The sequence below is a fragment of the Actinokineospora lacus genome (genome assembly GCF_053813445.1).
Window position 1 is genome coordinate 95,570 of record NZ_JBQERA010000004.1, and the last position, 25,551, is coordinate 121,120.

Below are 25,551 nucleotides of genomic sequence, written 5' to 3' on the forward strand. Positions count from 1 at the left end.
GACGGTCGACTCGGTGGGCTCAAGGCCGTGGATTAGCGCAGGCCAACGCGGGGTACCTGGCTCGTACCGGCGGCTGAACCTCGTCCGACCCGCCGACGAGCCGAGAGGAGCCGGGTGGTGGGTCCGGGCGCGGTGGTCTACGCCTGCATCGGCATCGCGACCCTGATGGCCGCGCTGCTGCCGCGCGTCCTGGGCAAGGCGCCGATCTCGATGCCCATGGTGTTCCTGGGCGCGGGCGCGCTCGCGTTCACGCTCATCGACAGGCTGCCCGATCCGGACCCGATCCGGTACAACACCTTCACTCTGCACCTCGCCGAGCTGTGCGTGATCATCTCCCTGATGGGCGCGGGCCTGGCCCTGAACCGGCCGGTCGGCCTGCGGCGCTGGGCGACGACGTGGCGGCTGCTGGCCATCACGATGCCCCTGTCCGTGCTCGCCGTGGGCGCGCTGGGGTGGGGCGTGCTCGGCTGGGGCCTGGCCTCCTCGGTGCTGCTCGCGGCGGTGGTGGCCCCCACCGACCCCGTGCTCGCCAGCGAGGTCCAGGTCGCCGAGCCCGCGGAGGACCCGGACGACCCCGGCTCCACCGAGGACGAGGCGCGGTTCGCGCTGACGTCCGAGGCCGGGCTCAACGACGGGCTGGCCTTCCCCTTCACCTACGCCGCCATCGCCATCAGCGTCGTCGGCGCGGCGCCGCAGGACTGGCTGCCGCACTGGCTCGCGGTGGACGTGCTGTGGCGGCTGGCCTGCGGCCTGCTGGTCGGCCTGCTCACCGGGTGGGCGCTGCGCACGCTGTTCTTCTCGGCGCCGTCGGAGAAGTTCCGGCTGGCGGAGCACGCCGAGGGCTTCGTCGCGCTCGCGGCGACCTTCCTGGCCTACGGCCTCACCGAACTGGCCGAGGGCTACGGGTTCATCGCCGTCTTCGTCTGCGCCTGCACGATCAGGGCGGGCGAGCGGTCCCACGGCTACCACCGCGTCCTGCACCAGTACGTCGAGCAGGCCGAGCGGCTGCTCACCGTGCTGATCATCTTCCTGCTCGGTGGCGCGGCCGTGACCGGGCTGCTGGCGGGCACCGGCTGGCGGGAAGTCGTGGTGGCGCTGGTCGTCCTGCTCGTGGTCCGGCCCGTGACCGGCCTCATCGGCCTGATGAGGGGCGGGACCGGACCCCGCGAGCGAGCCGTCATCTCGTTCTTCGGCGTGCGGGGCATCGGATCGCTGTTCTACGTCGCCTACGCGCTCCAGAACGGGCAGTTCGCCGACCAGGACACGATCTGGCGCGTGGTCGCCCTGGTGGTGATCTTCTCCATCGTCATCCACGGCATCACCGCCACCCCATCCATCCGCCTGCTGGACCGCATGCGGATACGCGAGACGCGCCGCCAGCACGGCGACCCGGACCAGGCGCCGCAAACGCCCGTCTGACCTGTCTGACCCCGTTGAGTGCCGTCAGCGCAGGAGGGCGCCGAGCCGGGTGAGCCCGTCGACGATCTTGCCGTCGGGGACGCCGGAGAAGTTGAGCCGGGCGTGGTTGTGCTCGGGGGCGAGCGGGAAGAAGGACGCGCCGGGGACGTAGGCGACCCGGGCTCGCGGCAGGGCCACGTCGCGCAGGAACGCGGTGGTGTCGAAGTCCCCGGGGAAGCTCAGCCAGGTGAACAGGCCCCCGGACGGGACCGTGAACGCGGTGCTGGCGGGGAACGTGTTCCGGAGGGTCGTCAGCATGAGGTCGCGCTTGTCGCGGTACGCGTCGCGCACGGCGGCGATGTGGGCGTCGATGTCGAAGCGGTCCAGGTAGAGCGAGACGGCCGCCATGCTGAGGGTGCCGCACTGGGTGTCGGCGGCGAGCTTGAGCAGGGTCAGCTTGTCCAACATCTCCTGGGGGGCGACGGCCCAGCCCAGCCGCACGCCGGGCGCGAGGATCTTGGAGAAGGTGCCCAGGTGCAGCACGCGGCCCTCGGTGTCGAGGCTCTTCAGCGTGGGCAGCTGGTCGCCGTCGTAGCGCAGCGCGCGGTACGGGGTGTCCTCGACGACCAGCAGGTCGAACCGGTTGGCCAGGTCGATCACCTGGTGCCTGCGCTCCAGGCTCATCGTGACGCCGGTCGGGTTCTGGAAGTCCGGGACGGTGTAGAGGAGCTTGGCGCGCGGCGACCCGCGCAGGACCCGCTCCAGGTCCGCCGGGTCCATGCCGTCCTCATCGGTGCGCACGGGGGCGTAGGTCGGCTCGAACGGGTTGAACGCGATGAGCGCCCCGAGGAACGTCGGGGTCTCGGTGACGACGGTGTCGCCGGGGTCGAGCACGAGCTTCCCGGCGAGGTCGAGGCCCTGCTGGGCGCCCTGGATGACCAGCACGTCGTCGGCGTCGCAGCCGATGCCGTCGCGGCCGAGGCGGTCGGCGACGTGGGCGCGCAGCGAGGGCAGGCCGTTGGAGGGGCAGTACTGCAGGTTCGCCGGGTCCCCGGCGAGCAGCTCGTCGTAGACCGCGCGCAGGTCGGCCATGGGGAACAGCGCCGGGTCCGGGTAGCCGCCGCCGAAGGAGATGATCCCCGGGTCGGCCCCGTGCCGGAGCAGGTCGCGGATCGCCGAGGGCCCGACGCGGGCCATCCGAGCTGCGTAGCGCACAACCCCTCCTTGCAATCGCCTGCTCACACCCGCCTTGCGGCTTACGTTTGCCAGCCATATAGTGCCGATTCGCATGCCAACTGACAAGGAGTTTTCGTGCCCGAGCCGCCTCGCCTGGACGGGACGGACGTGGCGATCCTCAAGTACCTGGCCGAGGACGCCCGGCTCTCCCAGCGCGCGATCGCCCGCGCGGTCGGCATGTCGCCGCCCGCGGTCGCCGACCGCATCGCCCGGCTGGAGGCGCTCGGGGTGATCGAGGGCTACCGGGCGCGGCTCAACTACGCCCTGCTCGGCCGCACGCTGACCGTCATCGTGGGCATCACCTCCGAGCGCAGCAACGGCCAGCGCGAGCTGGCCCAGCAGATCGTGGAGATCCCCGAGGTCGAGGGCGTCGACCTGGTGACCGGCGGGCTCGACCTGCAGGTCCGGCTGCGGGTGCGCGACCAGGCCCACCTCAACGAGGTCTACTTCGAGCGGCTGCTCGCCCTGCCCGGCATCCGCCACACCGAAACCGCGCTCGTGCTCTACGCCTTCACCCCGGACAACTTCGCCGACCGCGTCCTGACCAGCCTCCCGGAGGAACCATGACCGAGCACTTCAGCACCGAGGCGGGCGGGACCCCGACCGCGCCCGGCCGCTACGTCACCGTCGGCGACATCGACCCCGTCGAGTTCGTCGCGGGCCTGGAGTTCCGGCCCGTGCTCGGCCAGAAAACGATGGCCAACTTCGTGTCGTTCGAGCCGAACACCACCGCTCCCCTGCACGTCCACGAGGAAGAGCAGATCACCATCGTCATCGAGGGCGAGTTCGAGTTCACCCTGGACGGTGAGACGCGCACCATGCGCCCGGGCGACGTCGCGGTGATCCCGCCGTGGGTGCCGCACGGCGCGCACACCAAGGACACCACCTGCCGCCAGATCGACGTGTTCAACCCGCCGCGCACCTCGCTGCTCAACCATGCCCGCGAGCAGGCCGAGAGCTGACATGCGCGCCATCCAGGTCACCCGGTTCGGCGGCGAGGAGGTCCTCGACCACACCGACCTCCCCGTCCCCGACCCCGCCGCCGGGCAGGTGCGCGTCCGCGTGCGCGCCGCTGGCGTCAACCCCGCCGACACCTACATCCGCACCGGCCAGTACGCCTTCCACACCCCGGCGCTGCCCTACACGCCCGGGTTCGACGGCGCGGGCGTGGTGGACGCCGTCGGCGCCGGGGTCACCTCGACCAGCCCCGGCGACCGCGTCTTCGTGAGCTCCCTGGGCCGTCCGGGCGCCACCGGCACCTACGCCGAGTACGCCATCGCCGCCGCGGAGGACGTGCAGCCGCTGCCGGATTCCCTGTCCTACGCCCAAGGCGCGGCCGTCGGCGTCCCCTGCGCCACCGCCTGGCGCGCGCTGTTCCAGAAGGCCGCGCTCCAACCGGGCGAGACCGTGCTCATCCACGGCGCCAGCGGCGGCGTCGGCATCCCCGCCACCCAACTGGCCCGCGACGCGGGCGCCACCGTGATCGGCACGGCGGGAACCCCCGCGGGCGCCGAGCTGGTCCGGGCAGCGGGCGCCCACCACGTCCTGGACCACACCTCCGGCGACTACCTGGACACCCTGGCCGCCTTGGCCCCCACGGTGATCATCGAAATGCTCGCCGACGTCAACCTGGCCCACGACCTGGAGATCGTCGGCATGGGCGGCCGGATCGTCGTGGTGGGCAGCCGGGGCGCCCTCGACTTCACCCCCCGCTTGGCGATGCGCAAGGAGGCCACCATCCTCGGCACCGCCCTGTGGAACGCCACCCCCACCGAGACAGCCGCCGCCCTCCACGCCGTGGCCGCCAAACTCCGCTCAGGCACCCTCCACCCCGTCGTCGGCACCGAACTCCCCCTGACCGCCACCCAGGAAGCCCACCGCCGCGTCCTCGCCCCGGGCGCCCTCGGCAAACTCGTCCTCATCCCCTGACCGCCGCACGCCTTCTCTTCCCAACCCGTCACCGACAGTTGAAGTAGGCCATTCAGGTTAATCAACTGCGATTTTCGGCGATCCGCGGACGGGTACCGGTATGGGTAGTTCGTGATCATCGTGCCTTCGCCGCCCCCGCGTGGCTTCCACGCGCTCTTGGGGGCGGGACCGTGGCAGGCCCTGCTTGGCACCGGCGTGCGGCGGGCCTTCTCCCGTGACACGGCGTTGCTTCGGCAGGGCGACCCGGACACGCACGTGTTCGCGCTGGCACGGGGACGGGTGAAGGTGGTCGCGGGCAACGCCGACGGAGTCGGTCTGCTGACCGCGCTCCGGGGGCCAGGGGACCTCGTGGGCGAGTTGGCACGACCGGGAACTGGACGGACGGCCACCGTGGTGGCGATCGACGAGTGTGTCGCCGTCCAGGTGTCCGCGCCCGACTTCCACAGGTTCCTCGAGGCAGGCGGCCACGAGGGGAGCTTGCGGGACTACCTGGTCACGAAACTCTCCGAGACCGTGCCTTACCAGGTCCAGCTCGTCCACCTCAGCGCGCGCAGGCGCATCGCTCGCCTGCTGCTCGAACTGGTCTCGCTCACCGACCCCGCTGACCCGCACCGGCTGAGGATTCCGTTCTCGCAGGAGAAGATCGCCGAGGCGCTGGGGGTCGTGCGCAGCACGGTCAGCGAGCAGGTGGCGGTGCTGCGGGACAGCGGAGCGCTGGGCCCCGGTCCTCGGCTGGTCGTCGCCGATCTGACCGAGTTGACCGCGCACGCGGGTCTGCGCCCGTGAGAGTGGCCCGCGTCACCCTCTGAGTGTCCGATGCCGGACAGACCGCGAGCTGTTCCCCGGCGAGGCTTGTCGTGCCGGTCAAGGTCTCGCCTGCCGGAAAGCCGATGAGATGAAGGAGAACGCCTTGTCATCCGAGAATGGCCTGTGCCTGCGCGAGGCCGTCGAACTGCCGCCGTACACGGCGATCCTGGTCGTGGACGTGATGGATTTCAGCGGCAGGCCGGGCCGTGACCACGCCCGGGTCACCGAGTCCATCCCCAGCGTCCTCCGGCAGGCGTTCCGCCGCGCGGGTATGTCGGAGCACTGGGACGACAACAAGTTCGAGTTCGGCACTGGCGACGGGTACGTGGTCGGGTTCCGCCCCGCCGTCCTGCCGTTCCTGCTCAACCCGTTCCTGCCCGCGCTCCAAGAGGAACTGTTCTACCGCAACAAGGTGGCGGCGGAGACAGACCAGGGCCAGCCACTGCGGATGCGGGTCACCGTGCACGTGGGCCCGATGACGAGTTCGAGCGCGAACCCCCTCAGCGAGGGCAGCGGGGCCGCACGCGTCGAGGCGTACCGGCTCATCGACGCCCAGCCGGTACGCGACCTCCTGACCCGCTCAAGCGCGGCGACCTGTGTGGCCGCGATCGTCTCCGCGCGGGTCTTCGCCGACGCGGTCCAGCCCGGCTTCACCGGTGAGGACCCGGAGCTGTACATCCGCGCACCGGTCGAGGTGAAGAGCTACGAGGGAACCGCCTACCTGCGCGTGCCTGCCCCGTCGGGAGGTCTGCTCGCCGAAGGCTTCCGCACCACCACCCCCGAGGACGACGCGATCGCGGCCCCAGGGGACGCTCCGGTGGCCGAGCAGCACAACACCACGCGCGATGTGAACGGCAACGTCGTCCAGACGGGCACCTACACCGACAACAGGCAGGGTGGCACCGGGGACATCAGCGGCAACAACAACACCACCCTCACCGACGCCACCGGGTCCGTGCACATCGGCGACCGGTACTCGGGCGGGAGCCGCACACAGCGGCGGCCGAGGAGTTCGCGATGACCGCAGAACCGACAAGCACCACCTCGGCACACCCGCACCTGTCTCAACGGCGCGGCGGCACGGGCAACATCAGTGGTGACGGCAACGCCACGGTGACGGACCCGCAAGGGCCCGTGCATTTTGGTGACCAGATCTACCTGAGCCCGGACATGACCGACCGCTTCGCTGATCAGGTGCCCCGGCGGAGGCCGGTGAGCGAGGACCGGCTGAATCAGCTCGCCAGGCGGTTCGAACCCCCAACCGGGCCGGACTACGAGTACGCACGGGCGCGGCTCACACAGCCTGGTGCCGTGGCCATCTCGGGGGAAGTGGGAAGCGGACGGCACACGGCGGGGCTGATGCTCCTCCACCACTCAGGCAGCGGTGCGAGCTCCTTCCAGGAACTGGCGCTGGCCGATGACGGGACGCTCGAACCCGAGGCGCGCACAGTCCAAGAGGGTGAACGTCTCCTGCTGGACCTCTCGGGTGCCAGACCCGCTGAGTTCGAAGCCGCGGAGAAGGTCGTGGGGACGTTCCGCGCCGAGGTCGAGCGACGGGCCTACCTCGTGGTCGTGCTTCCCACTGCCCACGGACGGTTCTGGAAGGCCGAATTCGGTCGGGTGCTTGAACTCGGGTTCCCCAACCGCAGGTCCGCCCTTCGGCGGCACCTCGAAGCCGACGGGATCGAGCTGCCGAACGAGGCGTGGTCGATGCCCGAGCTGGCGGACTACCTGCGGACGGGTCACATGGGCGACCTCGCCGAACTGGCGCAACAGGTGCGCGCGGCGCGGGACTGGGAAGACCGCCGGGGTGATCCGTGGAAGTGGCTGGCCGCGGCGATAAAGGCGCTGGCAGGCCAGAACAAGAGCGCCAGGCAGCACGTGGAGAAGGCGGGCGACGGTGCGGGCAAGGCCCTGCTGTTCACGGTGGCCATGCTGCACGGCGCGTTGGTGGACGAGGTTTTCGAGAGTGAGCAGCACCTGCTGGCGGAGGTCAGATACCCGAAGTCCGATGTGCACTCGCTCGACGGTAAGGACTTCGCGCAGCGGCTCGCCGCCGCGGACGTCATGGTGGGCGACGACCGATGCGTGGGGTTCACCGAACTCGGCCTCGACGCCGCTCTGAGAACGTACTTCTGGAGGGCGATGCCCGGCCTGCGGCCCGCCTTCCGTGAGTGGGTGAAGCGGGTCGTGAACTCCCGGGCGTTGACTGGCCTGCACAAGCGCAACGTCGTCGAAAGGTTCGCCGAGCAGGCGCTCGCCGTCGGCGGGGTGAACGATCTGATCGAGCTGGTCCAGCAGTGGACCAGGGAGAACCTGCCGGTCAACTCCTACCACAACACCCTCGCGGACACGTTGCTCCAGCTTGGCTTGGCGCACGAGCAGTGCGGGCCGCTCTTTCGCCGCCAGTTCTACGAGTGGGCGACCAGCTCCTCCACTGCCGCCCCACTCGCCCACTTGGTGATCTCGCTGGCCAAGGACATCCTCGCCCCGACGCACGCCGACCAAGCCCTGGTGCGCCTGCACCACCTCACCCGGCACAACGACGCGTCCGTGCGATCGGCGGCGATGGACGCACTGCTGCGGCTCTCGGCGAATCCCCGATTCTGGCGCAGAGTCCTGTACCGGCTCTGCACCAACAGGAACAGCGAACAACCACCAGAAGCCGACCGTGCGATTTTCTCCGGACTGGCCGCTCCGGACCTGATGCTCCGGACGTGGACGCTCGTCGGCAGCGCACAAATCCGCGAGCAGCTCACATCCATGTGGAACCCGCTCCTGACCGACCCGCTCGACTCGACGCCGGAGCTGGTGGGGCAGTGGCTGGACACCGGGGACCCGCGTCTGCGCGCAATCCTCGTCAACGCGGGCGCCCGGGACCCCAGGTTGCTGGGCGCCCTCTACGGCATCGGCCGTCGGTGGGCAGCAGCGGCGTGGACGCCGTCCGAACGGGACGCGCGCAAGCTCGTGATCGGTGAACTCAGGGCGGCGATGGACCGCTCCCTGGAACTCCACTTCCTCGAAACCGAAGCCCGGCCGGAGGCCACCCAACGATGAACGACAACGACATGATCCGCGTCGGACTGCTCGCCGGGGCCTCGGTGCTGACGCCGCTCCTGGTGGTCCTGCTGGTCGAGCCCGCCACCTGGGTCCTGGTCTTGGTCATGATCCTGGCCGCGGTCGGACTGCTGGGAGCGGGGGCCAAGCTCATGACCGCACTGCGTTCCCAGCAAGACGAACTACGCGCCCGCAGGGCAGAGGCTTTCCAGGCGCGGCAGCCCATGCCCGCACCCCAGCCGGCCCCGGAGGAAGCCCGGTTGGAGGACACCCTTACCGGAATCCCCGTCCCGAGCTCGGAACCCGACTACCAGTTCCTCGTCTCCGCCAAAGTGCGCTGGGCCCACACCCAGAACGGCAGGCACCCGGTAGGCGATCCCGCGGCCCTGGTCAAGCGCATGGTGCTCGATCGGATCTGTGCGATCACGGCCACCCACGCCCCGGGGAACCCGGTCCTGCTCCAGCAAGAGCTCGCCGCCGACCTGAGCGTGCGCAGGCTGGACACCGGTGGCGCGCTGCTCGGTTGGGCGGAAGGCATCACCCTCACCCTGTCCAGCGAAGACAGCGAGCGCCTGGCGAAGCTGGCCGCGCTGCGCAAGGAGGTACTCGTGTGGGAGCACGAGCGGCGCTTCGAGATCAACAAGCGGGAATACCTCGGCAAGGACGTGCTCAAGTCGACCGGCAGCGCCGTGGTCTGGCGGCTCGCACAGGACCACCGCAAGATCGTCGAGACCGTCGACCTGATCGACACCATGACCCGGTTGACGGCGGCGGCGAATGACGACAGCGTCCCCAGCCCGCTGCGGAAGTGGGTGTTGGAGCAGCCTCCGATCGACATCCGGGAAGAACCCGGGCACCCCGGCCTGTGGTCGGTCCCCGATCCCGCACCCGCCCCCGAACCTCAGGTTCCGCCCGGTCTCGCGTTGATCGAGGAGATGTTCCCGGAAGCGGAGTCCGGCCAGCGCGAGCTGTTCCAGGACCAGCTGGCCGAGCTGGTGCGGAAGCACGGCAGGCCCGACATCGCCGATCAGCTGCACCCCAGGGAGGCCAACGCCGAGCCCGAAGACTCCGAGCCCCACCGCCCTGCCGACCCCGATGTGACGTCAACGGAGACGCCGACCCCGGACCGGGACCCGTTGACCGGCTGACGGGCTGTGGGCTCACCCGCCGAGGGCGGGAACGAGGCGGAGGCGGGCGATGCGGACCAGCGCGCCTGCGGCTACTCGGGCTCGGCGGGTTGGGGGGACGGTGGCTCGGCGGGTGAAGACGTCGTGGTTCTGGGTGGTGAGGCGGTCGAGGATTTCGGCGTAGAGGGTCAGAGCGGTGTCGATGCAGGGGCGGGAGGTGGGGTGGAGCATGGCGATGCCGGGCTTGGCCCGGGCGTAGACGGCGCGGGTGCGGGTGACCTGGTCGGCGATGGCGCGGCGGGTCGGGGGGTCGGCGTGGCCGCGGCGGTGGCACCAGTGGAGGCGGTCGCGGTCGACGTTGAAGGCGGCGAGTTCATCGGCGGGCAGGTAGACGCGCCCGCGGTCGAGGTCTTCGGCGACGTCGCGGAGGAAGTTGGTCAGCTGGAAGGCGGCGCCGAGGGCGGCGGCGGCCGGGGCCGCTTCGTCCCGGGTGGTGACGGTGCCGAGCACGGGCAGCATCTGCAGGCCGATGACCTCGGCGGAGCCGTACATGTAGGAGTTCAGGGCGGCGCGGTCGGGGTAGTCGCGCAGGACGAGGTCCATGCGCATGGAGCGCAGGAACGCGGCGAACAGGCCGGGGTCGATGTCGTAGCGGGCGATGGTGTCGACCACCGCGGCGATGACGGGGTGTGAGCTGGTGCCCTCGGCCAGTCCGACGCGCAGGGCGTACTCGGTGGCGTCGAGGTGGGCTTCCACCTCGTCGGTGGTGTCGCGGCCGGGCTCGTCGACGAGATCGTCGACGTAGCGGGCGAAACCGTAGAGGGCGTGCACGGCGGGGCGCTGGGCGGGGGTGAGCAGCCGGGTGGCGAGAAAGTAGGTGCGGCCGTGGCGGGCGTTGAGGGTCCGGCAGCGGGCATAGGCGCGGCGGAGGCGGAGGTCGCGGATTCCCGCGGCGTCGAGTTCGTGCTCGGTCATTGTGGACTCCTGGGGGTGCCGGTGACGCGGTCGGCGGCCAGCCGCCCGGAGATCAGGGCGGTGGGGACGCCGACGCCGGGGACGGTGCCGGACCCGGCCAGCACCACGTTGTCGGTGTGGCGGGGGAAGTTGCCCGGGCGGAACGGGCCGGTCTGGGTGAGCGAGTGGGCGTAGCTGAACGGTGTTCCCTCGACCAGCCCCATCTCCGCCCAGTCGGCCGGGGTGATCACCCGCATGGTGTGGACGGACCCGACCAGCCCCGGCAGCACCCGCCGCTCGACGGTGGCCAGGACCTCCGCGGCGTACTCCTCGCCCCGGGCCGCCCAGTCGATGCCGTGGCGCAGGTTGGGCACGGGGGCGAGGATGTAGAGCGCGTCGCGGCCCGGCGGGGCCAGGGTCGGGTCGGTGGCGGTGGGGCGGGTGATGAGCAGCGAGGGGTCGCGCATGGTGACGCCCTCGTCGATGATCTCGTCGAAGGTCGATCGCCAGGCGGCGCCGAAGCTGATGGTGTGGTGCGGGACGTCCTCCCAGGCGCGGGTGGCGCCGACGTGCAGCACGACCGCCGACGGCGCGGCGCGCAGGGGCAGCGGGCGGCGGGGCGCGGCGCCGAGCAGGCGGTAGGAGGTGTGCGGCTCGGTGGTGAGCACGACCGCGTCACAGGGGTAGGCCGCGCCCTCCGCGGTGCGGACCGCGGTGACGCGCCCGCCTTGGCGGTCCAGGCCGCTGACGGTGGCGCCGTAGCGGATCTTGACGCCCGCGTCGGACGCGGCGGCGGCGAGCGCGTCGGGCAGGGCGCGGATGCCGCCGCGGGGGAAGTAGACCCCGGCGACGGTGTCCATGTAGGCGATCACCGCGTAGAGGGCGAGCGCCCGGTGCGGGGCTTCGCCCGCGTAGAGGGACTGGAAGCTGAACACGCGGCGCAGGCGCTCGTCGCGCAGGAACCGGCCGATGCCCTTGTCGAGGCGCCCGAAACCGCGCAGGGCGACCAGCCGCGCGAGGTCGCCGCCGAGCAGGGACAGCGGGGAGTCGATGTTCGCGGCGATGAAGCGGTCGTACTCGGCGTGGTAGAGCTTGGTCAGCCAGGCGCGCAGGCGCGTGTAGCCCGCGGCGTCGGCCGCTCCGGCGAACGCCCGCACCTGCTCGGTCATCATCTCGGCGTCGGTGTGCACGGGCAGGCTGCTGCCGTCGGCGAAGCGCGCGTGGTAGGCCGGGGCGAGGGGGACCAGGTCCAGCCGGGCGGAGAGGCTGTCGCCGACGGCGGCGAAGGTCGCGTCGATGATGTCGGGCATGGTCAGCACCGTGGGCCCGGTGTCCATGCGGTACCCCTGGATGTCCAGCCTGCCCGCCCGGCCGCCGGGCACGTCCGCCCGTTCGAGCACGGTCACCTCGCGGCCGCGGCCCGCCAGGTGCAGGGCGGCGGCAAGCCCGGACAGGCCGGCGCCCACGACGACGACGCGGTCGGTACGCCCCCGGACGGTGCGCATGTCAGCGGTCCCGGTCGACGCAGGAGCGGGCCAGCCAGGCCAGGCGGGTGCGGGTGGTCGGGGGCAGTCCGGTGATCGCGGCCGTCGCCTCGTCCAGGCGGCGGTCGATGAGGTGGCGCACGTGTTCGGGGGCTCCCGTCTCGGTGATCAGGCCGAGGTAGCGGGCGATGTGGTCGTCGGTGAGGACGGGCTGGCGAGCCAGGGTGCGCAGTTCGCGGCGCTGGGCGGCGTCGGCGCGCTCCTCGGCGATCACCACGACGCTCGTGGCCTTGCCCGCGCGCAGGTCGTCGCCCACCGGTTTGCCGGTCGCCCGCGGTGACCCGAACAGCCCGAGCAGGTCGTCGCAGAGCTGGAACGCCTCGCCGACCGCCGAGCCGTAGCGGCCGAGGGCGGCCACCGTCGCCCGTGGGCAGCCCGCCAGCTCGGCGCCCAGTTCCAGGGGCCTGCGCACGGTGTAGTCGCCGGACTTGGCGCGGGCGACGGCGAGCACGTCGTCGAGGCGGGGCTGGCGCCGGGCGTCGTTGACCAGGTCGCGGAACTGGCCCACGGCCAGCTCGGCGCGCAGCGCGTCGTACCGGGGCCGCACCCGGGCCACCAGGTCCTCGCCCAGTCCGCTCTCGCGCAGCAGCCGGTCGGCCCACACCAGGCACAGGTCACCGGCGAGCACGGCCGCGGACTCCCCGAACCGCCGCGCCGAGCCGGACAGGCCCGCGGCGTGGTGCCAGCGGGCGAACCGCACGTGCGCCGACGGCGCGCCCCGCCTGGTCTCGGACTCGTCCATGACGTCGTCCTGCAGCAGGGCGAAGCCGTGGAGCAGTTCCACGCTCGCCGCTGCCCGCAGTGCCGCGGGCGACTCGGCCGCCCCGCAGCTCCACCCGGCCATGAGGAACGCCGAGCGGATGTACTTGCCGCCCGCGAGGAAGTCGGTGAGCACCTCCGCCAGCACCGCGGTGTCCGGGTGGGATGCCAGCTCCTCGGCGCAGCGGTCGCGGACGAAGGCCCGCAGCTGCGCCGCGACGGCGTCCCGGGTCCGGTGCCGCCACGCGGCTGCCGATGGGGATGTCTGGACGTCGACCGCACTGCTCACGGCGTCGGACCCTCCTTGGGAGAACGGATGTCAGCCGCCGATGGTGCGTGACGGGTCGATGGAGTGTCCGGTGCTGCCGTGGTGCCTGGCCCGTTCCTGGGCGATGCTCTCCTCCGGCGGGTCCGGGGTGAGCAGGCTGCCGGGGACCGGGTGGCCAGCGGCGCCGAGCTTGTTCATCTTCTTCGGCACGGGAGCGCCCTGGTAGGTCAGGACCGGGGTGTCGCCGTTGTGGTCGCCTGCGAGGGGCTGGTGGACCTCGATGTAGGAGCCGGACGGGAGGCGGCGGATGATGCCGGTCTCGACGCCGTGTTCGAGGACCTCCCGGTCGGAGCGCTGCAGGCCCAGGCAGACGCGGTAGGCGATGTAGTAGGCCAGGGGTGGCACGACCAGCAGCCCGATGCGCCCGGCCCACACCGTGGCGTTGAGGGAGACGTTGAAGAACAAGGCGATGACGTCGTTGACGCTGGACAGCGTCAGGATCATGTAGGTGGACAGGGCCATCGCGCCCAGCGCGGTGCGCACGGGGACGTCGCGGGGGCGTTGCAGCAGGTTGTGGTGGGCCCGGTCGCCGGAGAGCTTGCGCTCGATCCAGGGGTAGAACAGCAGCAGGCCGATCAGGATGCCCAGACCCCCGACGCCCGCGAAGAACACCGCGCCGATGGTGTAGTCGCCGAGGTAGACCTCCCACGGCGGCCAGATGCGCAGCAGGCCGTCGGCCCACATCATGTAGAAGTCCGGCGCCGACCCGGCCGAGACCTGGCTGGGGTTGTACGGGCCGAGGTGCCAGATGGGGTTGATCTGGAACAGCCCCGACATCACCACCGTGACCCCGCCGACCACGGCGAAGAACGCGCCCGCCTTGAGCGCGAAGATCGGCACGATCCGCACCCCGACGACGTTGGTCTCGGCGCGCCGGACGCCGGGGAACTGGGTGTGCTTCTGGTACCAGACCAGCGCCAGGTGCACGCCGATGAGGGCGAGCATGATGCCCGGGATGACGAGGATGTGCAGGGTGTAGAGCCTCGGGATGATCTCGACGCCGGGGAACTCCGAGCCGAACAGCAGCCAGTGCGTCCAGGTCCCGATGACCGGGAGGCTGAGCACGATGCCGGAGAGGGTGGCCCTGATCCCGGTGCCGGAGAGCAGGTCGTCGGGCAGGGAGTAGCCGAAGAACCCCTCGAACATCCCCAGCACCAGCAGCAGCACCCCGAGCACCCAGTTCAGCTCGCGGGGACGGCGGAACGCGCCGGTGAAGAAGACGCGAATCATGTGGACGATCATCGCGGCGACGAACAGCAGCGCGGCCCAGTGGTGGATCTGGCGGGCGATCAGGCCGCCGCGCACGTCGAAGGTGATCTCCAGGGTGCTCTCGTACGCCCGCGACATCTCCACGCCGCGCAGGTTGACGTAGGAGCCGTCGTAGACGACCTCCTGCATCGACGGGTCGAAGAACAGGGCGAGGTAGGTGCCGCTGAGCAGCAGGATGATGAAGGTGTACAGGGCGATCTCGCCGAGCAGGAACGACCAGTGGGTCGGGAACACCTTGTTGAACTGGCGGCGCATCCCACCGGCGAGCCGGTAGCGGTCATCGGCCCACCGCGCCGCCGAATTCGCGGCGCGGGCACTCGCGGGTGCGGGCTTGGTCGCGCTCGGAAACGCCATCACTCACCCTCCGCCGCCGCGCTGGTCCTGGCCGGTTTACCCCGATGTCGCGGTGTTGACACATTCGTCTCGGTCACCGATCGCCGCCACCTGCCCGCTCGTCGGGGTCGGCGAAAGCCCGCTCGCGCAACGCTTCCCACCTGAACGGGTGATGGTGCGGCGTCGAACAGGCCCTCGCCCCTGCTGTCGTCCACGATAGCCGGGTTTGCCGAGTGGAGCGATGCGAAACCGTTGCAGCCGTCTCAGGCGCTGTCCCGGCATGGCCGAGCCCCCTCGCGGGTACCACCTCGGGACCGTTGACGAGAGCAAGGAGCCAGGGTGAACGCGACGAAGCTCTACAGCACCGCGGCGGTGTCGCGGGCGGACACCAACCGCGTCGAGGTCGACGGCGCCGACCCGGGGTCGCTGGTGATCGCCGAGCCCGTCGAACTCGGCGGCAGCGGCGGCGGCTGGGACCCCGAACGGCTCTACGCCGCGGCCCTGGCCACGTGCCTGCACCAGAGCCTCGTGCTCGTCGCCTCCACCGGCGGGCACGACACCACCGGCAGCACGGTGCGGGCCGAGGTGTCGCTGGGCGCGTCCGGCGCCGAGGCGTACGAACTGGACGCGCACCTGGTCGTCGAGATCCCCGAGGTCGCCGGCGCCGAAGCCCGCCGCGGCCTGGTCGACCAGGCCGTGGGCCACTGCCCGCTCGCGGGCGGGTGGACAGTGACGATCGCCTGAGCGGGCTCCTCAGCGACCGATGCGACACCGTTGCACTGGCCGTCAACCGGTCGAGTGACGGCCGCTTCCCGGAGCGCCGAATCGCCGGACGGTGCCGCGGGTGTCAGCATCAGGCATGGCCCGAGTCGCGATGCCCTGGCTGCTGGACGGAAACCCACCGCCGACAACCCGGCGCGATCGGCGCGCCGTCCGGACGCCCGCGCAGGCGGGGCGGCCGGACGCGGGCGACGACGCGCCGCGGGTGGCGGTGATCGGCGGCGGTATCGCGGGCGTGGCCGCGGCCGTCGCGCTGGCCGAGCGCGGGGTGCGGGTGCGGCTGCACGAGCGCCGCGACGAGCTGGGTGGGCGGCTGCGGGGCTGGACCACCGACCACGGCGCCACGATGACGCGCGGGTTCCACGCGTTCTTCCGCCAGTACTACAACCTGCGCGCCCTGTTGCACCGGGTCGACCCGGACCTGTCCATGCTGGCCCCGATCGAGGACTACCCGCTGGTCCACGTCGACGGCGCGCGGGACAGCTTCCTCGGGCTGCCGCGCACGCCACCGTGGAACGCGGCGGGGTTCATGCTGCGCAGCTCGACGTTCTCCCTGCGCGACCTGGCGAACATGAACACCCGCGCCGCCGCCGCGCTGTTCGACGTCAGCGTCCCGCGCGTCTACCAGGAGCTGGACTCCATGGACGCCGAGACGTTCCTGCGCGAGCTGCGGTTTCCCGCGACCGCCCGGCACCTGGCCTTCGAGGTGTTCTCCCGCAGCTTCTTCGCCCACCCGAGCGCGCTCTCGGCCGCGGAGCTGGTGACCATGTTCCACATCTACTTTCTCGGGTCGAGCGAGGGCCTGCTGTTCGATGTGCCCCGCGACCCCTACCCGCGGACGCTGTGGAATCCCTTGCACACCTACCTGCTGTCCCTGGGCGCGGAGGTCGTCACCGGCCGCGAGGTCGAGCACGTCGGCCGCCGAGGCGCGGGCTACACCGTGCGCGCCGGGGAGGACCACGCCGTCGACGGGATCGTGCTGGCCGCCGACGTGCGCGGCCTGCGCGCGGTGGTGGCCGCGTCCCCGGAGCTGGGCACGCCGCGGTGGCGGCGGCAGGTCGCGGACCTGCGCACCGCCGCGCCGTTCCTGGTCAGCAGGCTGTGGCTGGACCGGCCCGCGCGCCGCGACCGCCCCGCCTTCCTGGGCACCAGCGGCTACCGCCTGCTCGACAACATCAGCGTGGTCGACCTGTTCGAGGACGAGGCCCGGCAGTGGCGGGCGCGGACCGGCGGCTCGGTGGTCGAGCTGCACGGCTACGCGCTGCCCGCCGACGCCGACCGCGAGTCCTGCGTGGCCACCCTCATCGAGGAGCTGCACTCGGTCTACCCGGAGTTGCGCGGCGCGCGCGTCCTGCACCAGGAGGACGTGCTGGAGGCCGACTGCCCGCTGTTCGCCCCCGGCGCCTTCGCCACCCGGCCAGGGGTCACCACCCCGGACCCGACCATGGCCCTCGCGGGCGACCTGGTCCGGGTCGACCTGCCGGTCGCGTTGATGGAACGGGCGGCGACCAGTGGTTTCCTCGCCGCGAACGCCCTGCTCGCGCGGTGGGGGCTGCGCGGGCACGACCTGTGGTCGGTGCCCAACCACGGCCGGTGGGCGGCGCTGCGGCGCGCTCGCGGCGTTTCCCGATAACCGCCGCGGGGACGCGTCGCCCGAATCGATCACCGCAACGCGAGTGCAACGCTACTCGCGCACCGGTGAAATCAGCCTCCACCAAGCAGAATGTCCATAGAGGAAAGGAGGGGCCGTCATCGAGCCGGGTCACGCCAAGGCCCTTAGGGTTTCGGCCATGTCCAATCGCCTCACCACCGCGCGGACCGCGTCCGGTGTCCAGGGGGTCGCGGTGGCGGCCTGGGTGTTGGGCGCGGTGGTGGTGCTGGCGCAGATCGTCTACTCGATGACCGAGCCCGGGGACCGGCTGACGACGACGGCGCTGTCGGTGGTGGCCTTCGCCGCCGCGTCGGTGCTCGACGCGGCGGCCCGGTGCGGGGCGCGGGCGGCGGTGGCGCTGGTGGCGGTCGCCGGGGGCGGCGGGCTGGTGGCCGAGGCGGTGGGCGTGCGCACGGGCTTCCCGTTCGGCTCCTACGCCTACGCCGATTCGCTCGGGCCCGCGCTGCTCGGGGTGCCGCTCCTGGTGCCCCTGGCCTGGATCATGATGGCGTGGCCCGCGGTGCTGGTCGGCCGGGCGCTGGGCCGCGGGTGGGCCGCGGTGCCGGTCGCGGGCTGGGCACTGGCGTCCTGGGACGTGTTCCTCGACCCGCAGATGGTCGACGCGGGGCACTGGACCTGGGCCGACCCCACCCCGGCGCTGCCCGGCGTCGACGGCATCCCGCTGACGAACTTCGCGGGCTGGCTGGTGGTGGCGACCCTGATCACCGGGGCGCTGCTGGCGTCCACCGGGTCGCGCGGGGACCTGCGGCTGCGGCACGGCCCGGCGCCGGTGCTGTACCTGTGGACCTACGTCTCCTCCGTCTGGGCGCACGCGGCCTTCTTCGACCGGCCGTGGGTGTCGCTGGTCGGCGGGCTGCTCATGGGGCTGGTGGCGTGGCCGTTCGCGTGGGCGCTGTGGAAGGCCCAGCGGTGAGCGGCGTGCTCGTCCGCGCCGCCGCTGCCGCCGCGGTGGCCTCGACCGCGCACGCGGTGGTCAACGCCCGGCTGATGCGCCGCCCCTCCCCCACCCCCGCCGACTGCGCCGAGCCGGTGTCGCTGCTGCTGCCGGTGCGCGACGAGGCGCACCAGGTGGCGGCGTGCCTGCGGTCGCTGCTGGCCCAGCGCGGCGTCCCCGACCTGGAGATCGTGGTGTGCGACGACGGCTCCACCGACGGCACCGCCGAGGTGGTGGCCCAGACGGCCGATGGCGACCCCCGGGTCAGGGTGATCACCGCGGGCGCCCCGCCGACCGGCCTGCCCGGCAAGCCGCACGCGTGCGACCTGCTCGCCCGGCAGGCCCGCGGCCGGGTCCTGGTGTTCGTCGACGCCGACGTCGAGTTGGCGCCGCACGCGGTGGCCGCCGCCGTGGAGCTGATGCGCGCCCACCACCTGGACGCGGTCTCGCCGTTCCCGCGCCAGCTCGCCGAGGACGCCGCGACCCGCCTGGTGCAGCCCCTGTTGCAGTGGTCGTGGCTGGTGTTCCTGCCGCTGCGCGCGGCCGAGCGCTCGCCCCGGCCGTCGCTGACCGCCGCCAACGGCCAGTTCCTGGCCATCGACGCGGCCATGCTGGCCCGCTGCGGCGGGTTCACCGCCGTCGCCGACGCGGTGCTCGACGACATCGCGCTGATGCGGGCGGTCAAGGCCGCGGGCGGGCGGGGCGTCGTCGCCGACGGCAGCACGGTGGCCGCCTGCCGCATGTACCAGGGGTGGGCGCAGGTGCGCGCGGGCTACGTGAAGTCGCTGTGGTCGGCCACCGGCAGCCCGGCGGCCGCCGCCGGGCTGGCCGTCCTGCTGGGCTGGATGTTCCTGCTGCCCCCGCTGGCCGCGCTCGCCGGGTCCCGCGCCGGCCTCCTCGGCTACGCCGCGGGCGTGCTGGGGCGGGTGGTCACCGCACGGGCCACCGGCGGCCGGGCCTGGCCCGACCCGGTGGCGCACCCGGTCTCGGTGGCCGCGCTGACGCACCTGCTGGCGAGTTCCTGGCGCGCTCGCCATCAAGGCGCGCTGGTGTGGAAGGGCCGTGCCCTGCACGGCAGCCGCTGATGGCCGCGGTCGCCGTCATCGGCGCGGGCATGGGCGGGCTGGCCGCCGCCGCGCGGCTGGCCCACGCCGGGCACGGCGTGACGGTGTTCGAGTCGGCGCCGACGTACGGCGGCAAGCTCGGCGTCGCCCGGCTCGGGGAGTTCACCTTCGATACCGGGCCGTCGCTGCTGACCCTGCCGCACCTCTACCGCGACCTGTTCGCCGAGACCGGCGGCGACCTCGACGCCGACGTCGAGATCGTGCCCGTCGACCCCACCTGCCACTACCGCTTCGCCGACGGCACCGAACTGGACGTCCCGCACGCCCACGACGAGATCCCGCACGCCCTCACCGCCGCGCTCGGACCCGAGGCCGGGACCCAGTGGGGGCGGCTGATGGCCGAGGCGGAAAGGCTCTGGGCGCTGATCGGGGAACCGGTGCTGCACCACCCGCTCGGCGGGGTGCGGGACCTGCTGCGGCACGCCGCCAACCCGCGCGACCTGATGGCCATGGCGCCGTGGCGCACGCTGCGCGGCGTGGGCTCGCGCCTCAGCGACCCGCGGCTGCGGATGCTGCTGGACCGCTACGCCACCTACACCGGGTCCGACCCCCGGCGCCTGCCCGCGCTGATGACGGTCGTGCCCTACGTAGAGCAGCGCCACGGCGGCTGGTACGTGCGCGGCGGCCTGCGCCGCCTGGCCGACGCCCTGCACGCCCACTGCGCCGGTCTCGGCGTCCGCTTCCGCTTCGACACCCCGGTCGCGGCGGTCAGCACCGACGGCTCCGGGGTGCGCGGGGTGCGGCTGGCCGACGGCGAGCCGGTCGAGGCCGACGTGGTGGTCTCCGACGCCGACGCCGAGCACCTGCACCGCGACCTGCTCACCGACCGCCGCGCCGCCCGCGCCCGCCGCGCCCTCGCCCGCGCGCAACCGTCGCTGTCGGGGTTCGTGCTGCTGCTGGCCCTGCGCGGGCGCACCACACCCCAGTACCACCACCGGGTGCTGTTCCCGGCCGACTACGACGCCGAGTTCGACGCCATCTTCGGCCCCCGCCCCCGCCCGGTCGAGGACCCGACGGTCTACGTCTGCGCCCCCGACGACCCGGCCGTCGCCCCCGCGGGCTGCGAGGCGTGGTTCGTGCTCGTCAACGCCCCGCGCCACGGCCCCGTCGACTGGACCGCGCCGGGCCTGGCCGAGGAGTACGCCGACCGGGTGCTGGCCGTCCTCGCGCGCCGCGGGCTCGACGTGCGCGACCGCGTCCTCCACCGCGCCGTGCGCACCCCGGCGGACTGGGAACGCGACACCGGCTCGGTCGGGGGCTCGCTGTACGGGCCGTCGTCCAACGGCGCCAGGGCGGCGCTGCTGCGCCCGGCCAACCGCAGCCGGGTGCCCGGCCTGTTCCTGGTCGGCGGCTCCGCGCACCCCGGCGGCGGCCTGCCGCTGGTGGCGCTCTCAGCGGCGATCGCCGCCCGGCTCATCGGCCCCGCCTGAACCGCCGAGCGCGCGCCGGATGCCCGCGACCAGCTGCGCGGCGCCGACCACCGCGACCACCACCCAGAGCCACAGCGTCACCGTCGGCCAGGCCCACCCGGTCCCCGGCGTGCCGGTCGGGGCGACTCCGGCGCCGAGGCACGTCACGGCCACCAGGATCACCCGCGTCGGGCGCTCGGCGACGGTGATCGCCCCGGCGGAGGTCATCCCCACGCCTTGCGCCCTGGCCCGCGCGTACTCGTGCAGCAGCACGGCCGCGGCGACCACCGCCGCCAGCCGCGCGTCCCCGCCCAAGGCCACCAGCACCGCGACCAGGCACAGGTCCGCGAGCCGGTCGGCCACCGCGTCGACCACCGCGCCCAGCGGCCGCGCCCGCCCGGTCCGCAGCGCCACCGCGCCGTCCACCCCGTCGAGCAGCCCCGAGACCACCACCAGGGCCAGCGCCGCCCACGCCCAGCCCGCCCACGCCGCCGCCACCGCACCCGCCGCCGCGGCCACGCCCAAGGCCGAGAGGACGTCCGGCGCGATCCACGACACCGGCCTCGCGAGGACGTGCACCAGCCTGATCCAGCCCACCGCGAGCCGGTTGCCGGAGACGTCCTCGCCGTGCAGGCGCTCCCACCCACGCACCGGATCCTCACTCGCCGAGTCCCCGCGTACCGAGTCCTCGCTCATTGGGTTCCCGCTCACCGGGTCTTCGCGCACCGAGTCCTCGCTCATTGGGTTCTCGCTCACCACACCGCCCCAAGCCGTGACTCGCGCCACCGTAAGCCCCGCCAGGGCGATCCGCAGGTGAGATCGCGGCCAACCCGGGGTATGCCCCCGCATGTCCACGGTTGCCCAGCGGGTCCGGCTCGTCCTGCGCCACACCTCCGGCGCGCTGCGCGGGCGCGATCTGGCCCTGTGGGCGGCGGGCCTGACCTTCTTCGCCTGCCTCGCCGTCGTCCCCGTGCTCCTGCTCGCCCTGCGCGGCGCGGCCGAGCTGTTCGGCGCGACGCTCGTCACCGATGGCGCCCGGAGCCTGGCCGCTGCCCTGCCCGGCGAACAGCGGGCAGGCGCGGCCGTGCTGACGGTGACCGCCGCCGCCCTGGGCGCGTCGTGGCCGGTGCTGGCCGCCGCCCTCATCCCGGCGACGCTCTACGGCGAGGGGCTGCGCCGCGCTCTCAACCAGCCCGCCGGGCAGTCTGCGGGCGGGCTGACCGGGTGGAAGGGCAGGCTGGGCTTCCTGCCCGTCCTCATCGCCTCGCCCCTGCTGCTGGCCGCGCCGCTCGCGTCAGCGCCGTTCGTCGGGTCCCTCTACTCGGCGGGCGGCTGGTCGGCGGTCCTCGGCGTGGTGGTGTCCTTCCACCTCGACTGGGTCCTGGTCTCGGTGGCGGTCGCGCTGGTGTTCACCATCACCGCCCCCACCATGGTGCCGCCGTGGGTGGCCGTCGTCGCCGCGTTCGCCGTCGGGGCCGTCCTCACCGGTTTCCTCCACGGTTTCCTGCTGTTCTTGGCCATCCCCGTGGACTGGAGCATCCCCTTCGCCGGGCTCGTCCCCGTCGGCGTCGCCACCGCGCTGGCGCTGTGGCTGTACCTGCTGCACATCGTGCTGCTGCTGGGCTACCGGGTGATGCTCAGCGCCCACAGCGTCGAGCGCCCAGCGAACTAGACCAGCGAACCAGGCCGGGAAGCTAGGCCGACATCGCCCAGCGGATCGCCTTGGTGAGGCCGTGGCCCGCCAGGCGGACGGCGGTGTTCTCGGTGATCGGCAGCAGCGGCAGCCGCAGGGGCACCCGGGTCCACGCGGGCAGCGACGCCACGGCGGCGGCGGCCAGCACGGCGTGCGGCACGCGCGCGGGCGCGGGCAGTGGGGGCGTCAGCAACAGGAACCGGGCCGCGTCCCGGGCTTGCGGGGTGCCGCGCAGTTCCGGCCGGTAGGCGGCCAGGCGCCGGGACAGCTCGGCGACGGTGGTGGGCGGGTCCACCACGCCCAGGGCGGCGGCGACCCGGGCGGTGTCGGCCACGTACCCGTCGCGGTCCGGTTCGGACAGTGGGCTCGCTCCATAGCGGAGGTGGCAGCGCAGGAAGCTGTCGATCTCGGCGAGGTGCACCCATTCGAGCAGGTGCGGGTCGGCGGCGTGGTAGGCCGCGCCGTCCGCGGTGGTGCCGCGGACGCGGGTGTGGATGCCGCGGACCCGGTCCACGGCCGCCTGCGCGTCGCTCGCGGTGCCGAAGGTGGTGACGGCGAGGAAGGTGCTGGTGCGCTGCAGCCGTCCCCACGGGTTGTCGCGGAAGTCGGAGTGCCCGGCGACCGCGGCCATCGCCAGCGGGTGCAGCGATTGCAGCAGCAGCGCTCGCAGCCCGCCGATGAACATGGCCGCGTCGGCGTGCACCCGCCGGATCGGGCGGTCAGGGGCGAACCACCGGGGTCCCGGCGAGTCGTGGACGCGGGCGCGGACCGCGGCCCCGTCCGGCCCGGCGACCCGCTCGAACACCGCGTCGGCCACGCGCTTGCGCACCGTCATGGGGACCGCCTCCGATTCGCGTCTCAGTCCTCGCGCCGCAGCGCTTGGGGCTTGTGCACCGCGTCCCGGCCACTCTTGTCGCTGCGCACCCGGTACTGCGGGTCGTCCTCGGATGCCCGCACTGTACGCCCGGCGGCCTCGGTGTCCTCAGTGATCTTTTCCTCGACCTCGCCCACCGCCTGTCCCCCGTGGCTGTTCCACCGCACCTTGTCGCCTTCGCGGAACTCGTCCTTGCTCATGTCCGGCCTCCGTCAGGTCGAGTGCGCCTGCCGGTGGGTTCCCGCTCGCGGGCGAAGTGACGCACGAACGACGCGGATTTTTCCAGGGCCGATTTCTCAGGTGACGTCGCGCAGCGCGGTGACGGCGTCGCGGAGGCTGTGGACGTGCTCGGCCCCGGCGGGGCGGCGGCGCCAGCCCGGCCCGGCGATGAGGGCGCGGACGCGGCGGCGCAGCAGGGCGCGCACGGCCTCGGGGCGGGCCGTCTCGGGGCGCTGGGACCACAGGACGACCGCGCGCGGCTCCGCCGACACCGCGGCCTGGGCCAGGGTGGCGGTGGGCACCGCGGCGCCGAGCATGCGCACCGGCGTGTCGTGTTCGGCCAGGGCGGCGGCCAGCGCCTCCAGCGGCAGGGTGTGCTGCTCGTCATCGGTGCACGTCAGCAGCACCGCGGCCGCCGCGGTGGGACGGTCCAAGCGGCGCAGGGCGGTGCTGATGGCCCAGGACAACACGTGTTCGCAGTCGATGCGCTCGGGGTCGACCGCCGCCAGCGCGGGGCGGCACACCTGCTCCCAGGCGTCGATGACACCCCACTGCCCGAGGGCGCGTTCGACCGCCCCGGCGCACTGGGCGTTGTCCAGTGCGCGCGCGGCGGCGAGCACCTCGGCCAGGATGTCGGTGGTCGGCGCGCTCTCGCCGGGGTCGGTCACCCGCCGCGCGGCCTCCGAGGGCAGGACCCCGGCCGCGATCAGGTCGCGCATCCGGCGCAGCCGGGCGATGTCGGCGCTGCTGTAGCGCCGGTACTGGCCGGGGCGGGGCGCGGCGGGCCCGAGTCCGTAGCGGCGGTGCCAGGTGCGCAGCGTCGAATCAGCGATGCGCAACTCGCGGGCCACCGCGCCCGCGGTCCACATCGGTCCCCCACCTTCCGCGCTACTCATTCCGACATTGTCACACTCCGCGACCGCCAATCCGACCGAATCCGTGGTGGCGACGTGAGATTGCTGCGTCAGGAACACGATCGAGGTCGCATCGGATCAGCGGGTACGCAGGGCGTAACGACGTTCGGCGTAGGCGAGGTCGTCGCGCCACAACCGGGCCGCCGTCCAGCGCATCAGCGGGCGCAGCACGACCGCGGCGCGGACGGCGTTGGCGAAACCCGGCCGGTCCGAAGTGGCGATCGTCGCCTCGACCACGGAGGTGCGTGCCCGTCCGTCGGGCCACGGCGCCCGGGGTGTCGCGTGGGTCTCGACCACGCTGCCCACGCCCTCGCCATCGATGATGCGCATGCACACCGTGCGCGGCTCCGGGCAGGTGAACTCGGTGCGCACCGGCACCCCCAGGCGTTTCCCGATGCGGAAGGTCACGTCGACGACGAAGCGGTCCTGCTCGGGTGTCGCGTCCTCGGGCGGGGCGCTGACGACGGTGAGCCGGGTGAAGGAGTAGGGGTGGAACCAGGCGCCGTGCCACGGGTCGAGCCGGTTGGCGACCACGTCGCCGGGCTCGCAGGTCCCGCTGAGCGTGGCCACCGCGGCCACGCGCGCGTCCACCGCCGGACGCGGCGCGAGCACCGGGGCGGGCAGGGCGGGTTCGCCGCCGAGGTCGTCGAGGCGCACCCACACCAGCAGTCCGTCGTCGTGGGTGGGCAGTGGGGTCCACCCCGGCCCGCCACCGCGGTTCAGGGCCAGGCCGTGCCAGCGGCACAGCAGCGTGCCACCGTCGAGCCTGCCGTCGGCCAGCGGGGCGCCGAGGTGCGGGCACGCGCCGGGCCCGGCCACCACCGTGCCGTCGGCGTCGCGCCAGGCCACGACCTCCCGTCGACCCACGGTGTTGCCGTAGGGCTGCCCGGCGCGGATGTCCCCGCCGGCGGCCAGCACGTACCAGTTGCCCGAGGGCAGCGCCGCCGCGCGCTTGGCCGCGGCCTCGATCACCGCGGGCCGCGCCTGTCGGTACGTCGGCTCCTGCGCTGACCAGCCGGGGGCGTCGACGGGCACCACCGGCACGTGCGCGGGCCAATGGGTTCGCAGCTGGTCGAACAATGACGCCATCGGTTCCTCTCCCCTGGTGGACGCGGCCTGATACCCCAACCTTCCCGCGCCCGCCCGCTCACCGCACCGTGAACACCCACTCCGGTCGATCTGCACCGCTCG

24 protein-coding genes are annotated in these 25,551 nt (G+C 73.0%); 14 read left to right on the plus strand and 10 right to left on the minus strand.

From position 1 onward, the window contains the following. Nucleotides 1–117: 117 nt before the first annotated feature. A complete protein-coding gene (locus tag ACTG9Q_RS12120; protein WP_455572811.1) occupies nt 118–1,419 on the plus strand; it encodes a cation:proton antiporter in 1,302 nt (433 codons plus the stop codon). Nucleotides 1,420–1,443: 24 nt separating this feature from the next. Here the strand turns inward: ACTG9Q_RS12120 and ACTG9Q_RS12125 are convergent, their stop codons facing one another. Then, nucleotides 1,444–2,613, minus strand: coding sequence for an aminotransferase-like domain-containing protein (locus tag ACTG9Q_RS12125; protein ID WP_455572812.1), 1,170 nt, complete (start codon nt 2,611–2,613; stop codon nt 1,444–1,446). A gap of 96 nt (nt 2,614–2,709) precedes the next feature. On the opposite strand from ACTG9Q_RS12125, the gene ACTG9Q_RS12130 reads away from it, so the two are divergent. The 7 genes from ACTG9Q_RS12130 (at nt 2,710) to ACTG9Q_RS12160 (ending at nt 9,575) form a co-directional block, all read left to right on the plus strand. After that, a complete protein-coding gene (locus tag ACTG9Q_RS12130; RefSeq protein ID WP_455572813.1) occupies nt 2,710–3,201 on the plus strand; it encodes an Lrp/AsnC family transcriptional regulator in 492 nt (163 codons plus the stop codon). Next, nucleotides 3,198–3,596, plus strand: coding sequence for a cupin domain-containing protein (locus tag ACTG9Q_RS12135; protein ID WP_455572814.1), 399 nt, complete (start codon nt 3,198–3,200; stop codon nt 3,594–3,596). Before ACTG9Q_RS12130 ends, ACTG9Q_RS12135 begins: the two co-directional genes overlap by 4 nt. Nucleotide 3,597: 1 nt before the next feature. Further along, the gene (locus tag ACTG9Q_RS12140; RefSeq protein ID WP_455572815.1) at nt 3,598–4,563 is read left to right on the plus strand and encodes an NADPH:quinone reductase; all 966 of its coding nucleotides are present in this window, start codon (nt 3,598–3,600) and stop codon (nt 4,561–4,563) included. Between the two features lie 111 nt (nt 4,564–4,674). Next, nucleotides 4,675–5,349 (plus strand): Crp/Fnr family transcriptional regulator, encoded by a 675-nt coding sequence (locus tag ACTG9Q_RS12145; protein ID WP_455572816.1) that lies wholly within the window; start codon nt 4,675–4,677, stop codon nt 5,347–5,349. Nucleotides 5,350–5,473: 124 nt separating this feature from the next. After that, entirely contained in the window at nt 5,474–6,391 is a 918-nt protein-coding gene (locus ACTG9Q_RS12150; protein WP_455572817.1) for a hypothetical protein, read from the plus strand. Next, entirely contained in the window at nt 6,388–8,427 is a 2,040-nt protein-coding gene (locus ACTG9Q_RS12155) for a hypothetical protein (RefSeq protein ID WP_455572818.1), read from the plus strand. Before ACTG9Q_RS12150 ends, ACTG9Q_RS12155 begins: the two co-directional genes overlap by 4 nt. Continuing rightward, on the plus strand, nt 8,424–9,575 hold the full coding sequence (locus tag ACTG9Q_RS12160) for a hypothetical protein (RefSeq protein WP_455572819.1): 1,152 nt from the start codon (nt 8,424–8,426) through the stop codon (nt 9,573–9,575). The genes ACTG9Q_RS12155 and ACTG9Q_RS12160 overlap by 4 nt, the downstream gene beginning before the upstream one ends. 12 nt (nt 9,576–9,587) lie before the next feature. On the opposite strand, the gene ACTG9Q_RS12165 is transcribed toward ACTG9Q_RS12160, so the two are convergent. The 4 genes from ACTG9Q_RS12165 to qcrB are packed head-to-tail and all read right to left on the minus strand — an operon-like array spanning nt 9,588 to nt 14,762. After that, nucleotides 9,588–10,529 (minus strand): phytoene/squalene synthase family protein, encoded by a 942-nt coding sequence (locus ACTG9Q_RS12165; RefSeq protein ID WP_455572820.1) that lies wholly within the window; start codon nt 10,527–10,529, stop codon nt 9,588–9,590. Continuing rightward, nucleotides 10,526–12,013, minus strand: coding sequence for a phytoene desaturase family protein (gene crtI / locus ACTG9Q_RS12170; RefSeq protein WP_455572821.1), 1,488 nt, complete (start codon nt 12,011–12,013; stop codon nt 10,526–10,528). The genes ACTG9Q_RS12165 and crtI overlap by 4 nt, the downstream gene beginning before the upstream one ends. Nucleotide 12,014: 1 nt before the next feature. Then, nucleotides 12,015–13,100: a polyprenyl synthetase family protein gene (locus ACTG9Q_RS12175; protein WP_455572822.1), complete on the minus strand. Its 1,086-nt coding sequence runs from the start codon at nt 13,098–13,100 to the stop codon at nt 12,015–12,017. A gap of 30 nt (nt 13,101–13,130) precedes the next feature. Then, nucleotides 13,131–14,762, minus strand: coding sequence for a cytochrome bc1 complex cytochrome b subunit (gene qcrB / locus ACTG9Q_RS12180; RefSeq protein ID WP_455572823.1), 1,632 nt, complete (start codon nt 14,760–14,762; stop codon nt 13,131–13,133). 318 nt (nt 14,763–15,080) lie between these two features. On the opposite strand from qcrB, the gene ACTG9Q_RS12185 reads away from it, so the two are divergent. The 5 genes from ACTG9Q_RS12185 to ACTG9Q_RS12205 all read left to right on the plus strand — a co-directional run bounded on the left by ACTG9Q_RS12185 (nt 15,081) and on the right by ACTG9Q_RS12205 (nt 20,681). Then, nucleotides 15,081–15,485, plus strand: a complete 405-nt coding sequence (locus tag ACTG9Q_RS12185; RefSeq protein ID WP_455572824.1) for an OsmC family protein — start codon at nt 15,081–15,083, stop codon at nt 15,483–15,485. Nucleotides 15,486–15,600: 115 nt separating this feature from the next. Continuing rightward, nucleotides 15,601–17,154, plus strand: coding sequence for an FAD-dependent oxidoreductase (locus ACTG9Q_RS12190; RefSeq protein ID WP_455572825.1), 1,554 nt, complete (start codon nt 15,601–15,603; stop codon nt 17,152–17,154). A 157-nt stretch (nt 17,155–17,311) separates the two neighbouring features. Then, nucleotides 17,312–18,106: a carotenoid biosynthesis protein gene (locus ACTG9Q_RS12195; protein ID WP_455572826.1), complete on the plus strand. Its 795-nt coding sequence runs from the start codon at nt 17,312–17,314 to the stop codon at nt 18,104–18,106. After that, entirely contained in the window at nt 18,103–19,212 is a 1,110-nt protein-coding gene (locus ACTG9Q_RS12200) for a glycosyltransferase (RefSeq protein WP_455572827.1), read from the plus strand. The genes ACTG9Q_RS12195 and ACTG9Q_RS12200 overlap by 4 nt, the downstream gene beginning before the upstream one ends. Further along, on the plus strand, nt 19,212–20,681 hold the full coding sequence (locus tag ACTG9Q_RS12205; protein WP_455572828.1) for a phytoene desaturase family protein: 1,470 nt from the start codon (nt 19,212–19,214) through the stop codon (nt 20,679–20,681). The genes ACTG9Q_RS12200 and ACTG9Q_RS12205 overlap by 1 nt, the downstream gene beginning before the upstream one ends. Here ACTG9Q_RS12205 and ACTG9Q_RS12210 read toward each other — a convergent pair. Next, a complete protein-coding gene (locus ACTG9Q_RS12210; protein ID WP_455572829.1) occupies nt 20,643–21,311 on the minus strand; it encodes a CDP-alcohol phosphatidyltransferase family protein in 669 nt (222 codons plus the stop codon). The two genes, ACTG9Q_RS12205 and ACTG9Q_RS12210, sit on opposite strands and share 39 nt — an antisense overlap. 196 nt (nt 21,312–21,507) lie before the next feature. Between ACTG9Q_RS12210 and ACTG9Q_RS12215 the strand changes: the two genes are divergently transcribed. After that, nucleotides 21,508–22,332: a YhjD/YihY/BrkB family envelope integrity protein gene (locus tag ACTG9Q_RS12215; protein ID WP_455572830.1), complete on the plus strand. Its 825-nt coding sequence runs from the start codon at nt 21,508–21,510 to the stop codon at nt 22,330–22,332. A 22-nt stretch (nt 22,333–22,354) separates the two neighbouring features. On the opposite strand, the gene ACTG9Q_RS12220 is transcribed toward ACTG9Q_RS12215, so the two are convergent. The 4 genes from ACTG9Q_RS12220 to ACTG9Q_RS12235 form a co-directional block, all read right to left on the minus strand. Further along, nucleotides 22,355–23,188: an oxygenase MpaB family protein gene (locus ACTG9Q_RS12220; RefSeq protein ID WP_455572831.1), complete on the minus strand. Its 834-nt coding sequence runs from the start codon at nt 23,186–23,188 to the stop codon at nt 22,355–22,357. 23 nt (nt 23,189–23,211) lie between these two features. Further along, complete coding sequence (locus ACTG9Q_RS12225; RefSeq protein ID WP_455572832.1) at nt 23,212–23,427, minus strand: DUF2945 domain-containing protein; 216 nt, start codon at nt 23,425–23,427, stop codon at nt 23,212–23,214. A gap of 96 nt (nt 23,428–23,523) precedes the next feature. Further along, nucleotides 23,524–24,342 carry a MerR family transcriptional regulator gene (locus ACTG9Q_RS12230; protein ID WP_455572833.1) on the minus strand — a complete coding sequence of 273 codons (819 nt, stop codon included), beginning with the start codon at nt 24,340–24,342 and terminating at the stop codon, nt 23,524–23,526. A 96-nt stretch (nt 24,343–24,438) separates the two neighbouring features. Then, on the minus strand, nt 24,439–25,449 hold the full coding sequence (locus tag ACTG9Q_RS12235) for a DUF5914 domain-containing protein (RefSeq protein ID WP_455572834.1): 1,011 nt from the start codon (nt 25,447–25,449) through the stop codon (nt 24,439–24,441). Nucleotides 25,450–25,551: the final 102 nt, after the last annotated feature.

What these genes read in the sequence shown, in the direction of transcription:
- ACTG9Q_RS12160 (WP_455572819.1), top strand. Translation starts at nt 8,424, where the DNA reads ATGAACGACAACGACATGATCCGCGTCGGACTGCTCGCCGGGGCCTCG.
- ACTG9Q_RS12215 (WP_455572830.1), top strand. Translation starts at nt 21,508, where the DNA reads ATGTCCACGGTTGCCCAGCGGGTCCGGCTCGTCCTGCGCCACACCTCC.
- ACTG9Q_RS12155 (WP_455572818.1), top strand. Translation starts at nt 6,388, where the DNA reads ATGACCGCAGAACCGACAAGCACCACCTCGGCACACCCGCACCTGTCT.
- ACTG9Q_RS12205 (WP_455572828.1), top strand. Translation starts at nt 19,212, where the DNA reads ATGGCCGCGGTCGCCGTCATCGGCGCGGGCATGGGCGGGCTGGCCGCC.
- ACTG9Q_RS12235 (WP_455572834.1), bottom strand. Translation starts at nt 25,449, where the DNA reads ATGGCGTCATTGTTCGACCAGCTGCGAACCCATTGGCCCGCGCACGTG.
- ACTG9Q_RS12230 (WP_455572833.1), bottom strand. Translation starts at nt 24,342, where the DNA reads ATGAGTAGCGCGGAAGGTGGGGGACCGATGTGGACCGCGGGCGCGGTG.
- qcrB (WP_455572823.1), bottom strand. Translation starts at nt 14,762, where the DNA reads ATGGCGTTTCCGAGCGCGACCAAGCCCGCACCCGCGAGTGCCCGCGCC.
- ACTG9Q_RS12220 (WP_455572831.1), bottom strand. Translation starts at nt 23,188, where the DNA reads ATGACGGTGCGCAAGCGCGTGGCCGACGCGGTGTTCGAGCGGGTCGCC.
- ACTG9Q_RS12190 (WP_455572825.1), top strand. Translation starts at nt 15,601, where the DNA reads ATGGCCCGAGTCGCGATGCCCTGGCTGCTGGACGGAAACCCACCGCCG.
- crtI (WP_455572821.1), bottom strand. Translation starts at nt 12,013, where the DNA reads ATGCGCACCGTCCGGGGGCGTACCGACCGCGTCGTCGTCGTGGGCGCC.
- ACTG9Q_RS12195 (WP_455572826.1), top strand. Translation starts at nt 17,312, where the DNA reads ATGTCCAATCGCCTCACCACCGCGCGGACCGCGTCCGGTGTCCAGGGG.
- ACTG9Q_RS12135 (WP_455572814.1), top strand. Translation starts at nt 3,198, where the DNA reads ATGACCGAGCACTTCAGCACCGAGGCGGGCGGGACCCCGACCGCGCCC.
- ACTG9Q_RS12225 (WP_455572832.1), bottom strand. Translation starts at nt 23,427, where the DNA reads ATGAGCAAGGACGAGTTCCGCGAAGGCGACAAGGTGCGGTGGAACAGC.
- ACTG9Q_RS12140 (WP_455572815.1), top strand. Translation starts at nt 3,598, where the DNA reads ATGCGCGCCATCCAGGTCACCCGGTTCGGCGGCGAGGAGGTCCTCGAC.
- ACTG9Q_RS12165 (WP_455572820.1), bottom strand. Translation starts at nt 10,529, where the DNA reads ATGACCGAGCACGAACTCGACGCCGCGGGAATCCGCGACCTCCGCCTC.